The following is a 14,362-nucleotide window of genomic DNA, read 5'->3' as shown; positions in this document are numbered from 1 at the left end:
TCGTGTCAAATATTACTACTAGTTTATTTCAAGAAATGGTGCAGTCTGCATCTACTCGTTTGAATAAACAGGCTGAATATGTCAATTCTTTAAATGTTTTTCCTGTGCCAGACGGTGACACAGGTACCAATATGGGAATGACCATTGAAAATGGTGCAAAGGAAGTTGCGGACAAATCTGCTTCTACTGTTGGTGAAGTGGCTGGAATTTTTGCAAAAGGTCTCTTAATGGGTGCGCGTGGGAATTCGGGTGTTATCACGTCTCAGCTTTTCCGCGGCTTCTCTCAAAGTGTAAAAGAGAAGGAAGAATTAACAGGACAAGATTTAGCCCTTGCTTTTCAATCTGGAGTAGAAGTAGCCTACAAAGCTGTGATGAAACCGGTTGAAGGAACGATTTTGACTGTTTCTCGCGGAGCTGCAATTGGTGCCAAGAAAAAAGCAGAAGAGACTAATGATGCTGTTGAAGTCATGAAAGCAGCTCTTGATAGTGCTAAGGTGGCTCTTGCTAAAACACCTGACATGCTTCCGGTCTTAAAAGAAGTTGGTGTTGTGGACTCTGGTGGTCAAGGTCTTGTTTTCATTTATGAAGGCTTTTTGTCAGCATTGACAGGCGAATATATTGCGTCTGAAGAATTTCAAGCAACGCCTGCAACTATGACAGAAATGATCAATGCAGAGCACCATAAGTCAGTAGCTAGTCATGTGGCAACAGAAGACATCAAATATGGTTATTGTACGGAAATCATGGTAGCCTTGAAAAAAGGTCCAACGTATGTTAAAGAATTTGACTATGATGAATTTCGCAACTACTTGAATGAACTGGGCGACTCACTTCTTGTCGTAAATGATGATGAAATCGTAAAAGTTCATGTTCACACGGAAGACCCAGGTTTGGTCATGCAAGAAGGCTTGAAATACGGAAGTCTTGTCAAGGTCAAAGTAGATAATATGCGCAATCAACACGAAGCGCAGGTTGAAAAAGAAGAGCGTGAAAATAGCCAGCCAACAGAAGAAAAAGAATATGCAATCATTGCTGTCGTTGCAGGAGAAGGATTGTCAGACATCTTTAAAGCGCAAGGTGTGGACTACATCATCTCTGGCGGGCAAACGATGAATCCTTCAACAGAAGATTTCATCAAGGCAGTTGAACATGTGAATGCTCGTCATATCATTATCCTGCCAAACAACAAGAATATCTTCATGGCGGCGCAATCAGCGGCTGAAGTGATTGAACAATCTGCTGCAGTGATTGAAACAAGAACAATTCCGCAAGGTTTGACTAGCTTGTTAGCTTTTGACCCAAGCAAATCTATTGAAGAAAATCATGATCGTATGACTGCTGCACTTGCAGATGTTGTCAGTGGTAGTGTGACGACAGCTGTCCGTGATACAACGATTGACGGTCTTGAAATTCATGAAAATGATAATTTAGGTATGGTAGACGGAAAAATTGTTGTTTCCAATCCAGATATGCTGACGACATTGAATGAAACGTTCAGTAACATGTTAGATGCAGATAGTGAAATTGTGACGATTTACATTGGTGAAGATGGAAGTGAAGACTTGGCCAATGAATTAGCGCAAGACATTACTGAAAAATTTGAAGATGTAGAAGTAGAAATTCACAATGGCGGACAGCCAGTTTATCCATATCTCTTTAGTGTTGAATAAATAGAATAACTGATGAAAAGGACGACTTGAGAGAGTCGTCTTTTTTATGACATTTGTCATGTTGAGCGATGACAAAATCATCTAGTGGCGATAAAAGAGTTGAGCTATAATGAAAGTAACAAGAGGAAATATAGAGTTAGAAACCAAGTCTACAACCTGTTTTATTCTTCTTGCTGCAAGTAACTTTGTGGTAATCTAATCGTTGACCAGAAATTTCCTGAGCCAATTGCTAGGACTTCTGTATGTGTTGCATTTCCACCAAAGAAAATAATGAGGAGAAAAAGATGAAGCTGATTGAGGTGAACCATTTATCTAAAAAGATTCATGGAAAAGATATTTTGAAGGATATTTCTTTTACGATTAACGCTGGAGAATGTGTGGCGTTGATTGGTCCGAATGGAGCTGGGAAAACGACTCTCATGGATTGTTTGCTAGGGGATAAATTTCTTACGAGTGGACAGGCTAGTGTTCGAGGATTAAAGCCAACAGATGAGCAATTACAGCAGATGGTTGCTATTTTGCCACAAGAAAATACAGTAGTGGAAGATCTGAAAGTGAAAGAACTATTGAACTTTTTTCAAAATATTTACCCAAACAGTCTAACCAATCAGGAAATTGATGCTCTTTTAAAATTTACGGATAAGCAAAAAGAACAGTTGGCTTCTAAATTATCAGGTGGTCAAAAACGCTTATTTTCCTTTATTTTAGCTCTTATTGGTCGTCCGAAGATACTCTTTTTAGATGAACCAACTTCTGCTATGGATACGTCAACTCGCCAGCATTTTTGGGAAATTGTGGATGAATTGAAGAAAAAGGGTGTGACTATTATTTATTCTTCTCACTATATTGAGGAAGTGGAGCATACAGCAGATCGTATTTTGGTTTTGCATAAGGGCGAATTGATTCGTGATACGACGCCTTATGCCATGCGCAGCGAAGAACAAGAAAAACACTTTACTATTCCGCTTTCTTACCAAACTATTTTGGAAGGGTTACCTGAAGTGACCGAAATTGAAATCAAGCAAAATGCTCTGTCCTTTGCAACTAGAAATGCTGGTCAAGTGTGGCAAGTCTTGGTAGATAATGGCTGTACGATTGAGGAAGTAGAAGTACGCAACCGGACACTATTAGATAGTATTTTTGAGACAACGCAAGAGTAAAAGGAGATGTATCATGAAAAATATGACCAGTTTAATGAAGGTTGAATTGATTTTAATGAAGCGGCAGGCCGCTTATTACCTCTTGTCTATTGGTTTGCCTAGTGTCTTTTATCTGATTTTTTCAGGCGTGATGTCAAACGACACACCAATCAGTGTACTTCGACTATATCTCTTTTCAATGACGGTTTTCAGTATCATGTCTAGTGCTTTCTTTAGTATTCCCAGCTCCTTGCAATCTGATAAAACCAATAATTGGCAAAAAATGATTCAGCACTCACCTGTTTCTATGGTAGAATATTATATATCCAAACTCTGTAGTACGCTGTTGACTTTCATGCTTTCCATTATCGTGGTCTTTTCAGTCGGGCATTTTGTACGCGGTGTTGATCTGCCAATGGTGGACTGGCTCGTTATTGCCTTGATACTTCTGGTGGGAAGTATGGTCTTTATTGCCATGGGTGTATTGGTTAGCCTCTTGCCAAGTGCTCAGCTCATGTCTGTAGTAGGCAATATCGTCTATATGGCACTGGCTGTTCTGGGCGGGCTATGGTTCCCTCTGACCATGTTCCCAAAATGGCTCCAATCCATCGGTAAGCTGACGCCAAGTTATCAACTGATGCAGGTCGTGTCTTCTTATCTAGAACACCATCAATTCAATGGTAAGGCCGCTTTGATTGTTCTGATTTATACGGTTTTGGTTAGCATTCTTGTGTTGCAACTCAAAAATCGAATTGAGGTAAAATAAAACCATGTGGGAAAAATTTAAACAAGTCCACTATATGTTTCATATTGCGCTGGTCTTTATCATCTTTCCAGTGGCGGGAGTGATTAGCGGGGGATACCCGCTTTTCCTCTTGCTCTGGACAGCTATTTTTGTTGCGGCTTACTATGCGGTCTTGTTAAGTAACCATCGCCTTATCCAGTTTCTTTCTTGGTGGTTCTTGGTAGCTTACATATATTATGGTTCTGTCTGGTTAAATGGAGGGTTTACTTGGTACATTTTTTATCTATCTAATCTGCTTATTTACGAACTAGATGATATTTCTTTTAAATCCTGGCGTTTTTTAACCTTTATCGCCTTGCAGCCCATTATTGTGATGACTAATTACTTGGTGGGTAATGTTGGTCCAGCAGAGCTACTCTTCTTTGTTGTAACCTTTCTCTTTTCGGATGGCTTGACCTTTGGTCTCCATCGGATTCAAATGACAGAGCGGATCAAGGAAGAAAAGGTCAAACAAAATGCCCAGCTGAATCTGTTCCTAGCTGAAAATGAGCGCAATCGTATTGGACGAGACCTACATGATAGTCTAGGGCATACCTTTGCTATGCTCAGTATCAAGACAGAATTGGCGCAACAGTTTCTTCAAATGAAAGCTTATGAGAAAGCTGGCAAAGAATTGCAAGAAGTGCATGAAATTAGCAAGCAATCTATGGCGGATGTACGACGAATTATTGATAATCTCAAAACACGAACGTTAGATGATGAATTGGTGACGATTCAAGTGATGTTAGAAATGAGTGGGATTCAAGTACAAGTACTGAATCAACTCAATATAGCTAGTATTGCACCAACTATGCAATCAAGCTTAAGTATGGTTTTACTAGAATTGACGACGAATATCATCAAACATGCTCAAGCAAGTCATTGTAAAATTCGTTTATATTCCGAAGACAAACGCTTAATTGCTGATGTTGAGGATAATGGGAAAGGTTTCAAAACTGTAACAGGAAAAGAATTACATTCGGTTCAGGAGCGTGTAAAAGCTTTGTCTGGACAAGTAGAGATTTTAAATTATAAACAGCCAACTAAGATTCGAGTACACTTGCCAATGGAGGGATACAGATGAAATTATTAGTAGCCGAAGATCAAAGTATGTTACGGGATGCTTTGTGCCAATTACTAGAAATGCAGCCAGATGTCGAAATGGTTCATCAGGCTTCTAATGGTCAGGAAGCACTGGATCTTCTCCAATCCCAAAATATTGATGTTGCTATTTTAGATGTGGAAATGCCTAAGCAAACAGGGCTGGATGTGTTGGAATGGGTCAAGGTACAGCAGTCAACCGTCAAAGTCGTTATTGTCACCACATTTAAACGTCCTGGTTACTTTGAGCGAGCGGTCAAAGCAGATGTAGATGCCTATGTTTTAAAGGAACGCAGTATTGCTGACCTCATGAAAACAATTCATACAGTATTAAAAGGGCAAAAAGAATATTCTCCTGAACTAATGGAAGCTATGATGACGAGTAAAAATCCCTTGTCCAATCAGGAAATTTTGGTTTTGCAAGCAGCAGCAAGAGGTCTGTCTAGTAAAGAAATTGCGCAAAAGCTTTATCTATCAAATGGCACTATCCGCAATTACATGTCAAGTATTTTAACGAAATTAACGGCGGAAAATCGATTGGAAGCAGTTCGAATTGCGCAAGAAAATGGCTGGATTTAATAAAAAGATTCCAAAAAATCTTAAGCAAACTTATAGAGTGTTTTAATTATCGTTTCTGTTTGATAAACTCTTATAAGTGTGCTATAATCTTGGAAAAAGAAGATAGGAGTTTCACATCATGTTATTTTTAGTAGTGCCAATTATTATTGTCGTGCTGTTTCTCATTCTTTTTAGCTCGTTGTATGTTGTTCGTCAACAGTCCGTAGCGATTATAGAACGTTTTGGGAAATATCAAAAACTCAGTAATAGCGGAATTCATTTGCGTTTGCCGTTTGGTATTGACCATATCGCAGCGCGTGTGCAATTGCGCCTGTTGCAGAGCGAGATTGTGGTTGAAACCAAGACACAAGACAATGTATTTGTCATGATGAATGTCGCTACACAATACCGTGTCAATGAAAATAATGTAACGGATGCTTACTATAAATTGATTCGCCCAGAAGCTCAAATCAAGTCTTATATTGAAGACGCATTGCGTTCATCTGTTCCTAAATTGACCTTGGATGAATTGTTTGAAAAGAAAGATGAAATTGCGCTTGAAGTCCAAAAGCAAGTGGCAGAAGAAATGTCTACTTACGGTTATATCATCGTAAAAACCTTGATTACTAAAGTTGAGCCAGATGCAGAAGTCAAGCAATCAATGAATGAAATCAACGCTGCCCAACGGAAACGTGTTGCTGCGCAAGAATTAGCTGAAGCTGACAAGATTAAAATTGTGACAGCCGCAGAAGCAGAAGCTGAAAAAGATCGCCTTCATGGGGTTGGTATCGCCGAACAACGGAAAGCAATTGTAGATGGATTGGCAGACTCAATTAAGGAATTAAAAGGTGCGAATGTTGAATTGAAGGAAGAACAAATCATGTCCATTCTTTTAACCAACCAATACCTTGACACGTTGAATAATTTTGCAGACAATAAGGGAAATAATACAATTTTCTTACCAGCAAATCCTGACGGAGTGGAAAGTATTCGAACACAAATATTATCTGCACTCAAAGCTAAATAAAGAATATTCTGAATTGTTTCATTCATCAAAATAGGTATCCTTTTCCGTTGACAAAACAAACAAAAACCTTTACAATATTTAGTTAGAAATAATAAAATAGGAGAAGGAAATGGCTAAATCTAACTTTGAAAAAGTAGAATCAGTTGTTAGCTGGGTTCGTGATAAAAAAATCACGGGTTATCGCATCAGTAAAGAAACGAACGCTCGTGAAATGTCTATCATTGCCCTTGCTCAAGGTCGTGCTAAAGTGAAAAATATTTCATTTGAAACCGCTCTTGGATTGATTGATTTTTACGATAAAAACCACGAAAAGTTTGAAAACTAATCGTTGTATTTTTAGCAGGCTATCAGCCTGCTTTTTTTGTTTGCAATTGTAAAATAGTATAATTTTATACGGAAATAACAAATAATTATAAAGCAGAAAGTTTATTTATTCGCTTCCTATCTAATTCTTTAGAATGAATATTTTTACAGAAAAATGATAAACCGCTTTCTACAATACAATCTATTTTAAAAAATATTCTTAAAAATTAGAGTTTTATTTTTAACAAGAAAATGTTCTAATGAATGTGTATTCAAACATTCTGTTTTGTTTGAATAAAAATTAGTTTTTAAATTGACTTCTTAAAGATTTTGGAGAGACAATAAAGACGAGACTGGGACAAAAGTCCTTAACCTCGTCAGATTCGTATGAGTTTCTTGCAAGTTGCAGCGGTTGAGTGGGTTCTATGCGGTTGATAAATCAACCTTTACAGCCCTACTCAACTGTGCGGGGGTGGGACGACAAAATCAAATTTCTCCGAAATTACCGATTTTTGTCCCACTCCCGTCGGTTGTGGATTATCGTAAGTAACGTTGTAAAAATTCTTTTGTGCGTTCTTTCTTAGGGTGAGTGAAAATGTCTTCAGGTTTGCCTTCTTCAGCAATGATGCCTTTGTCCATGAAAATGACACGATTGGAGACATCACGCGCAAACTCCATTTCGTGCGTGACAACAATCATGGTTAAGCCTTCTTGAGCAAGGTCTTTCATAATTTTAAGTACTTCACCGACCATTTCAGGGTCAAGCGCTGAGGTTGGCTCGTCAAATAAAATGGCATCTGGATTCATGGATAAAGCACGTGCAATAGCAACCCGTTGCTTTTGTCCGCCAGAGAGTTGTTTTGGTTTGGCTTGCCAGTAAGGTTGTCCCATGCCAACTTTTTCAAGATTTTCTTTGGCGATTTTTTCGGCCTCTGCTCGTTCTCGCTTGAGAACAGTTGTTTGTGCGACAATGGTATTTTCAAGAACATTAAGGTTTTCAAAAAGGTTAAAGCTTTGGAACACCATACCGAGTTTTTCACGGTAATGAGTGAGGTTATAGTTTTCTTCTAGTACATTTTCACCACGGTAAAGGATTTCTCCGCCACTTGGCTCTTCAAGGAGATTGATAGAGCGTAAGAAAGTCGATTTTCCACTACCAGAGCTTCCGATGATAGAGATGACTTCTCCGGAGTGGACGGTAAGGGAAATATCTTTTAAGACTTCATTTTGTCCGTAGGATTTTTTAAGATGCTTGATTTCTAAAATGGTATCACTCATGCCTTTACTCCTTTCGTTTGCATTTGATTAGCGCCCGTTGTGTAATCATCTGTGTCAAAACGCCGTTCTACATAGCGGAGAATGCGTGTTACCGTAAATGTTAGGACAAAGTAGATAACGGCAATAATCGTAAAGGTTTGGAAATATTGGTAAGTTTGGGTGGCAATCGTATTTCCTGAGAAATAAAGTTCAACAACGGAGATAACATTCAGTACGGAAGTATCTTTGATATTGATGACAAATTCATTCCCTGTAGCAGGTAGAATATTGCGCACGACTTGAGGAAGGACAACTTTGCGCATGGTTTGGTTATGTGTCATTCCCAGAGCAGTTGCGGCTTCAAATTGCCCCTTATCAACAGCAAAGATTCCTCCGCGGACAATTTCACTCATATAAGCACCCGTGTTAATGGAAACGATAAAGATGGCTGCGATTGTACGATCAATGGAAACTCCAAATGCCTGTGCTGTTCCGTAGTAAATAACCATAGATTGAACAATCATAGGTGTTCCACGGAAAATTTCGATGTAGACATTCAGGAACCAACCGAATAAAGTTTGTAAAAGAGCGAGAGCTTTATTTTTGGCTGTAGGAGCGGTGCGGTAAACACCGATTAAGAGACCAATGATGAGCCCTGCAATTGTACCAGTAATGGAAATGAGAAGGGTTAAGCCAGCTCCGCGCAGAAATTGGGGCCAGTTGTCTTTCAGAATCTTTGTCACTTGTCCAAAGAAAGTAGTTTTATCTTTGCTGGTGTCAGTTTCAACAGGTTGGTTTTGAATCATCTTGTCCATTAAAGCGACTTGGTCTTTGGCACTGATTTTAGCGATAGCAGCATTGACTTGTTCTAGGCGATTGTCGTTTTTGCGCATTCCGATTGCAATCGTAGCATCCTCTTCATTAACTTCAAAACCTTTTTTGAACTGAATCATTTTAAATTTTGAATTAGCGGATTCTGCTGTGAGGGCTTCGGGACGTTCAGAAATGTAGCCGTCTATCACTCCTGACTCAAGTGCTTGGCGCATTTGAGCGAAGTCGCCCATTGCAGTTTCTTGCTTAGCGCCTGTCAGTTGGGAAATCAAATTGTAGAGGTAGACACCTTGTTGAGAGGTGATTTTTGCTCCTTTGAAGTCCTTCAACGTTTTTGCATTAGCATAAGCCCCGTCTTTGTTGACCAATACCACAGGCTCACTGGTATAATAACTATTGGAAAATGCGATTTCCTTTTTCCGCTCAGCAGTTGGACTCATTCCAGCGACAATCATATCTAATTTACCTGATGTCAATGCAGGGATCAATCCATTCCAAGAAGTTTTGACCACTAACGGTTTTTTGCCCAATGCTTTTGCGACTTGTTTGGCGATTTGGACGTCATAACCATTGGCATATTGGTTGGTGCCTTCGATTTTGACGGCACCATTTTTATCGTCATCTTGCGTCCAGTTGAACGGTGCATAAGCCGCTTCCATTCCGATTCGCAAGTATTCATCGGCTTGAGCTCTATTTGCAAATCCGAAACTAAGCAGCAGAAGTGCAAATAGAGATAAGAATAATTTCTTCATATTTTCTCCTCATCTAAAAATAGCTTCCTTTCATTGTACCGAAAAATGACATGCTTTTCAATATTGGGGAAACCCTTACTTGAAAAAATGGTATAATAAAGGCAATTAGTATAAGGAGATTGCTAGATGAAAAAGTTTTTTTGGAGTATCATAATTTTTTCTCGTGTTTGTTCTTCAGTCAACGAGTCTTGGCGGTGAGTTATGATATTGAATCCTATAAAGGCAATTTACAGATTCATTCTGATAATACAGCGACATTTGTTGAAACAGTCACTTACCATTTCTCAAGCGGCTACAGAGGACAAATCATTACTTTGGGGACGTCTGGTAAAGTTCCTCTGGGCTTTGATGTGGAAGGAAAGCCGACGATTCTAGCTTTAAGAAATGGACAACCAAAAACGGATATTACTGCTGTTCAGGAATACATTGCGGGTGGTTATAAATATAAAATTTATAATGCTGGTAATAAAGGGGATCGTGTGACTATTGCGGTTACGTGGAAACTGAAAAATATGCTGTTTGTCCACAATGACATCGTGGAGTTGCACTGGATTCCGATTAGTAACTGGGATAAGAAGTTAAACAATGTGGAGTTTCGGATTTCAGTTCCAAAAAGTTCTCAGCAGACCGAATTGTATGCTCACACGGGTTATTTTATGAAGCCAGCTCAAGTGACACGAGAGGGAGATAGCTATCTGATCCGTGTCGCTAGTATTGCTAAAAATAGAAATTTAGAATTTCATGCATATTGGGATCGATCGCTAGTAACTGTTCCTGAAAATAGTTTAGCTGTTACAAAACGCAATCGGTTGCAAGAGTTTCGTCAAGTTGAAAAGGAAGTTGCCACCAGTACAAAAAAATACCAGAGATTAGTAGACTGGGACTTACCACTTGCTTTGGTATTGGTTGGTCTAATTAGTTTGGTTTTTTACATTATTTTTCATCTTAGAACAAAATCCCGTGTAACGTTTCCTAAGCGTGCTCGTTTGTATGAAATACCGCAAGATTTGCCACCAATGGTCATTGCTTCCAATGTTTATTCGGTAGATTTGACAGAATTGGATCCGACTGAGCGACAAGCTACATCTCTGAAATTTGAAAATCTTGTCCAAGCTACTTTATTAGATTTGATTGATCGAGGCAATCTTGTTTTTACAGACGATACGAAGCAACCAAGGCTGCAAAGAGTGACGGATAAAGGTTTATCGGGTTTTGAAAAAGAATTTTTAAAAATGGCTATGGGCAACAACCAGCAGCTTCTTGTAAAAGAGCTATTTTCAGACTTTAAAATTGATAAGAAAGTGTATAACAGAGGTGAGGAAGCTGTCCGTAAAGCGGGCAACAGGGTAAAAAATCTCTTAAAATGTTATTTGAAGAATATTACAGAAAATGTGCATGAGATTATTGAGCGGGAGCAATTGCCAAATAATTACCGCCCAGTTGCTAAAAAGGAAATCTTGTATTTATATCTTTCAATCTCCTTGATGGCACTTATTATGGTTGTTTCTCTTGGTATTTTGGCCTGGATATTCTTGTGGTACAGACTGATTTTCTTCCAATTCATAGTTAGTTTTCTCATTGCCGGCGGATTTTTGTATTACCTCTGGAGAAAATGCAAAATGGTGAAACGTGATGGAGTTTTAAATGAAGAAGGGGCAGAAAACTATTATTACTGGAAGAGTTTTGCCAATATGCTACGTGATATTGCTCATTTAAAGGACACAGAAGTTGACGGGGTCATTTTATGGAACCGATTATTGGTTTATGCTACTATGTTTAATTGTGCTGATAAGGTGACTAAGGCTATGAAGCTACGTAAAATCACAATTGACAATCCGTCTATGAATGCTTTTGTTTATCAGGATATGTCGTATACCTTCCATACTAGCTCCCACGCTTTTGTTAGTTATGGCTCAGAAGCCAATTCAGCTAGTAGCTTCACTGTTTCATCAGGTGGTAGTAGCGGAGGCGGCTTCACTGGTGGAGGCGGTGGAGGTGGAGGCGGTGCTTTTTAAAAAGTGCCTCTATTCTCTCACTTGAAATTATGCTATAATGAAACAAATCAACCTTAGGAGAAGAACATGTTTATCATTGAAATTTTAAAATCCATCATCTTTGGGATTGTGGAAGGAATTACAGAGTGGTTGCCTATTTCTAGCACAGGTCACTTGATTTTGATACAGGAGTTTATCAAGTATAAAAATCAGAATGCTGCCTTTATGGAAATGTTCAATGTCGTTATCCAATTAGGAGCGATTTTAGCAGTTGTCGTGATTTATTTTGATAAATTAAATCCGTTTAAATCTGGAAAGACAGCGCGTGAAGTGCAGAAAACATGGCAATTATGGGCGAAAGTGGTGATTGCAGCTGCGCCAGCTGCCATTATTGGCTTACCTTTGGATGATTGGTTTGATGCACATTTTTATAACTTCATTTCTGTTGCTTGTATGTTGATTATCTATGGTGTTGCTTTTATTTTACTGGAAAAACGTAATAAAAACGTAGAACCGACAATTACCAGCTTAGATCGATTGCCTTATAAAACTGCTCTCTACATTGGGTTATTTCAAGTATTGTCACTCTTTCCTGGTACCAGTCGCTCTGGAGCAACGATTGTCGGAGGGCTTTTAAATGGTACTAGTCGTTCCGTGGTGACAGAGTTCACCTTCTTCTTAGGGATTCCTGTTATGTTTGGGGCAAGTGCTTGGAAGATTTTGAAGTTTATCATCAAAGGAAATATACTTGGATTTGGTCAGTTCTTCTTGTTGCTTGTGGCAATGGGCGTTGCATTTGGGGTTAGTCTCTATGTCATTCGCTTCTTGACAGACTATGTGAAAAAGCACGACTTCACAATCTTTGGGAAATACCGTATTGGACTTGGTGTCCTGCTTATTATTTACGGCATTTTTAAAGCCATTTTCTAAGCATACAAAAACTCAGCAGAGATTGTTGAGTTTTTAGTTAGTGACTTCAGTTCATTTTGTTCCAAGGATTGTAATTTAATGTCAATGAGATGACAGGTCAGTCAATTTAAAATATTTGAGGTTAATTATGAACGAAATGGGAGAGAGATTTTTAAAATTTCTGAGATAATAAACTGCTCTCGCCAGAAGTGAGAGTTTTTATTGAGCATTATATTTGATATGTTAAAATGATATAAGGATAAACGGAGGAGAAAATGGGAGATTTGTATATTCAAAAGTCAGATTATCATCTATCGTTAAACAATGATAGAGTGGTTATAAAGGATAACGAAAAAGTATAGTAAAAGAAATTTCTTTAAGCTTAATTGAAAATATATTAGTTTTTGGTAAAGCTCAATTAACAACGCAATTATTAGCTGCCTCAGCTAAAAATAGGATAAATGTTTTCTACTTTTCAGGATATGGAAAATTTCTTTCAGTACTAGATTCAGGACGAGAAGCGGATTATGAGAAACAAGAAAAGCAAGCACTTTCGAGTTTTAATCAAGAATTCTGTTTAGAGATAGCTAAAAGGATTGCTTCTTCTAAAATCAGAAATCAATTAAATTTATTGAAAGCATTTGATGATGAGAATATTTTAGATAGCAAAGATTTTGAACAATTTCAAGAGGCTATCTTAGGAATTTCTACTGCAAAAAACATTCCAGAACTAATGGGGTTTGAAGGCAGAATTGCTAAATCATATTTTTATCTGTTAAACTTCTTACTGACTGATGACTTCCGATTTTATGAGAGGTCTAAGCGCCCGTCCAAGGATAGGTTTAATGCACTTTTAAATTTCGGTTATTCTATTCTTCATTCTTGCTTTATTGGAATGATTCGCAAAAATGGTTTGAGTCTTGGTTTTGGTGTTATTCATCGACCTCATCAACATCATTCGGTTCTAGCTAGCGATCTTATGGAAGAGTGGCGACCTGTTATTGTGGACGATACAATAATGAGCTTGATTAGAAATGAAGAAATTAGGGCAGAACATTTTGAAGAGGGAGATGAGGAAGAAGTTGTTTTAACAGCAGAAGGGATTGAGATTTTTTCAAAAGCAATGCGTTCAAGAGTTTTGGAGATTCATCAATATATTGAATTTGATAAGAAGCGATATTCATTTTTGTATATGGCTGATCAACAGATAAAATCTTTGATTCGTTGTTTTGAAACGGAGAATCATAAGGAATTTTTAAGCGGGTATACGGGAGAATAATAATGGGATTTTTTTACAACTTAGACGAAGAGGCGAAAAACTTTGCGCAGAAAAAAACGGTATTTTGCCTTGTTATTTATGATATTATTAGTAATAAGCGACGTCTCAAACTTTCTAAATTGCTGGAAGGATATGGCATGCGAGTCCAACGTTCTTGTTTTGAGATTGATGTTGAAAAAACAAACTATCATCACCTTCTTCAAGATTTAGAAAAATTTTATTGTCAGGAGGAGGGAGACAATATAATTGTTTATGTTGGTGATAAGAAAGAGACAGTCATCTTCAACTCTTATGAAGGAGCAGAAATTCTGGAAGATATTTTGTTTTTCTGAAACTTTTAATTTAATGAAAAATGTGGTAAAATATAGATATGTTTCCAAATCTTGAATAAAACAAGATTTAGGGGTCATTCTCTGAAGCTTGATACAAGATATAGGGTTAATAACCCATGTTACCTCGAGAGGGGACGGAAACGATGGCTACCTTTGTCCTTATGGACAGAGACAGCGGTTAATAACCCATGTTACCTCGAGAGGGGACGGAAACCTATCGATTTTGTTTCTAAATTAACAAAAATATACAAGGTTAATAACCCATGTTACCTCGAAAGGGGACGGAAACTTTATGTGTGTAACGTTTATTAATTCTAAAATTGAGTTAATAACCCATGTTACCTCGAGAGGGGACGGAAACTTTTCTTTTGAGGGTCAATATAGCGTACCATTATTAGTTAATAACCCATGTTACCTCGAGAGGGG

General features: G+C 38.1%; 12 protein-coding genes and 1 pseudogene. 11 read left to right on the top strand and 2 right to left on the bottom strand.

The window, feature by feature from the left end; translation table 11 throughout:
- Nucleotides 1-2: 2 nt before the first annotated feature.
- From HMPREF2887_RS06365 to HMPREF2887_RS06335, 7 genes are all read left to right on the top strand, one after another.
- On the top strand, nucleotides 3-1,670 hold the full coding sequence (locus tag HMPREF2887_RS06365) for a DAK2 domain-containing protein (protein WP_021001295.1): 1,668 nt from the start codon (nucleotides 3-5) through the stop codon (nucleotides 1,668-1,670).
- A gap of 284 nt (nucleotides 1,671-1,954) precedes the next feature.
- The gene (locus HMPREF2887_RS06360) at nucleotides 1,955-2,830 is read left to right on the top strand and encodes an ABC transporter ATP-binding protein (protein ID WP_057489577.1); all 876 of its coding nucleotides are present in this window, start codon (nucleotides 1,955-1,957) and stop codon (nucleotides 2,828-2,830) included.
- Between the two features lie 13 nt (nucleotides 2,831-2,843).
- A complete protein-coding gene (locus HMPREF2887_RS06355; protein WP_021001297.1) occupies nucleotides 2,844-3,575 on the top strand; it encodes an ABC transporter permease in 732 nt (243 codons plus the stop codon).
- A gap of 4 nt (nucleotides 3,576-3,579) precedes the next feature.
- The gene (locus tag HMPREF2887_RS06350) at nucleotides 3,580-4,677 is read left to right on the top strand and encodes a sensor histidine kinase (RefSeq protein ID WP_084740933.1); all 1,098 of its coding nucleotides are present in this window, start codon (nucleotides 3,580-3,582) and stop codon (nucleotides 4,675-4,677) included.
- Nucleotides 4,674-5,273: a response regulator transcription factor gene (locus tag HMPREF2887_RS06345; RefSeq protein WP_003025901.1), complete on the top strand. Its 600-nt coding sequence runs from the start codon at nucleotides 4,674-4,676 to the stop codon at nucleotides 5,271-5,273. The genes HMPREF2887_RS06350 and HMPREF2887_RS06345 overlap by 4 nt, the downstream gene beginning before the upstream one ends.
- A gap of 118 nt (nucleotides 5,274-5,391) precedes the next feature.
- A complete protein-coding gene (locus HMPREF2887_RS06340; protein ID WP_003025900.1) occupies nucleotides 5,392-6,279 on the top strand; it encodes an SPFH domain-containing protein in 888 nt (295 codons plus the stop codon).
- Between the two features lie 109 nt (nucleotides 6,280-6,388).
- A complete protein-coding gene (locus tag HMPREF2887_RS06335) occupies nucleotides 6,389-6,604 on the top strand; it encodes a capsule biosynthesis transcriptional regulator (protein WP_003025899.1) in 216 nt (71 codons plus the stop codon).
- 515 nt (nucleotides 6,605-7,119) lie between these two features.
- Here HMPREF2887_RS06335 and HMPREF2887_RS06330 read toward each other — a convergent pair.
- Nucleotides 7,120-7,860, bottom strand: a complete 741-nt coding sequence (locus HMPREF2887_RS06330) for an amino acid ABC transporter ATP-binding protein (protein WP_003043510.1) — start codon at nucleotides 7,858-7,860, stop codon at nucleotides 7,120-7,122.
- Nucleotides 7,857-9,422 (bottom strand): ABC transporter substrate-binding protein/permease, encoded by a 1,566-nt coding sequence (locus HMPREF2887_RS06325; protein ID WP_003025897.1) that lies wholly within the window; start codon nucleotides 9,420-9,422, stop codon nucleotides 7,857-7,859. The genes HMPREF2887_RS06330 and HMPREF2887_RS06325 overlap by 4 nt, the downstream gene beginning before the upstream one ends.
- Nucleotides 9,423-9,548: 126 nt before the next feature.
- On the opposite strand from HMPREF2887_RS06325, the pseudogene HMPREF2887_RS06320 reads away from it, so the two are divergent.
- The 4 genes and pseudogenes from HMPREF2887_RS06320 (at nucleotide 9,549) to cas2 (ending at nucleotide 13,936) form a co-directional block, all read left to right on the top strand.
- Nucleotides 9,549-11,437, top strand: a pseudogene (locus tag HMPREF2887_RS06320) (DUF2207 family protein).
- Between the two features lie 66 nt (nucleotides 11,438-11,503).
- Nucleotides 11,504-12,346 carry an undecaprenyl-diphosphate phosphatase gene (locus HMPREF2887_RS06315; protein WP_021001301.1) on the top strand — a complete coding sequence of 281 codons (843 nt, stop codon included), beginning with the start codon at nucleotides 11,504-11,506 and terminating at the stop codon, nucleotides 12,344-12,346.
- A 337-nt stretch (nucleotides 12,347-12,683) separates the two neighbouring features.
- Nucleotides 12,684-13,604 carry a CRISPR-associated endonuclease Cas1 gene (gene cas1 / locus HMPREF2887_RS06310; protein ID WP_315940897.1) on the top strand — a complete coding sequence of 307 codons (921 nt, stop codon included), beginning with the start codon at nucleotides 12,684-12,686 and terminating at the stop codon, nucleotides 13,602-13,604.
- 2 nt (nucleotides 13,605-13,606) lie between these two features.
- Complete coding sequence (gene cas2, locus HMPREF2887_RS06305; RefSeq protein WP_021001303.1) at nucleotides 13,607-13,936, top strand: CRISPR-associated endonuclease Cas2; 330 nt, start codon at nucleotides 13,607-13,609, stop codon at nucleotides 13,934-13,936.
- Nucleotides 13,937-14,362: the final 426 nt, after the last annotated feature.

Source organism: Streptococcus sp. HMSC071H03, from assembly GCF_001813035.1.
Classification (GTDB): Bacteria; Bacillota; Bacilli; order Lactobacillales; family Streptococcaceae; genus Streptococcus; species Streptococcus anginosus.
The sequence above is the reverse complement of the archived record's forward strand: the minus strand, read 5'-3'. Positions and strand labels throughout refer to the sequence as shown.

What these genes read in the sequence shown, in the direction of transcription:
- HMPREF2887_RS06340 (WP_003025900.1), top strand. Translation starts at nt 5,392, where the DNA reads ATGTTATTTTTAGTAGTGCCAATTATTATTGTCGTGCTGTTTCTCATT.
- HMPREF2887_RS06360 (WP_057489577.1), top strand. Translation starts at nt 1,955, where the DNA reads ATGAAGCTGATTGAGGTGAACCATTTATCTAAAAAGATTCATGGAAAA.
- HMPREF2887_RS06350 (WP_084740933.1), top strand. Translation starts at nt 3,580, where the DNA reads ATGTGGGAAAAATTTAAACAAGTCCACTATATGTTTCATATTGCGCTG.
- HMPREF2887_RS06345 (WP_003025901.1), top strand. Translation starts at nt 4,674, where the DNA reads ATGAAATTATTAGTAGCCGAAGATCAAAGTATGTTACGGGATGCTTTG.
- HMPREF2887_RS06355 (WP_021001297.1), top strand. Translation starts at nt 2,844, where the DNA reads ATGAAAAATATGACCAGTTTAATGAAGGTTGAATTGATTTTAATGAAG.
- HMPREF2887_RS06315 (WP_021001301.1), top strand. Translation starts at nt 11,504, where the DNA reads ATGTTTATCATTGAAATTTTAAAATCCATCATCTTTGGGATTGTGGAA.
- HMPREF2887_RS06325 (WP_003025897.1), bottom strand. Translation starts at nt 9,422, where the DNA reads ATGAAGAAATTATTCTTATCTCTATTTGCACTTCTGCTGCTTAGTTTC.
- HMPREF2887_RS06330 (WP_003043510.1), bottom strand. Translation starts at nt 7,860, where the DNA reads ATGAGTGATACCATTTTAGAAATCAAGCATCTTAAAAAATCCTACGGA.
- cas2 (WP_021001303.1), top strand. Translation starts at nt 13,607, where the DNA reads ATGGGATTTTTTTACAACTTAGACGAAGAGGCGAAAAACTTTGCGCAG.
- HMPREF2887_RS06335 (WP_003025899.1), top strand. Translation starts at nt 6,389, where the DNA reads ATGGCTAAATCTAACTTTGAAAAAGTAGAATCAGTTGTTAGCTGGGTT.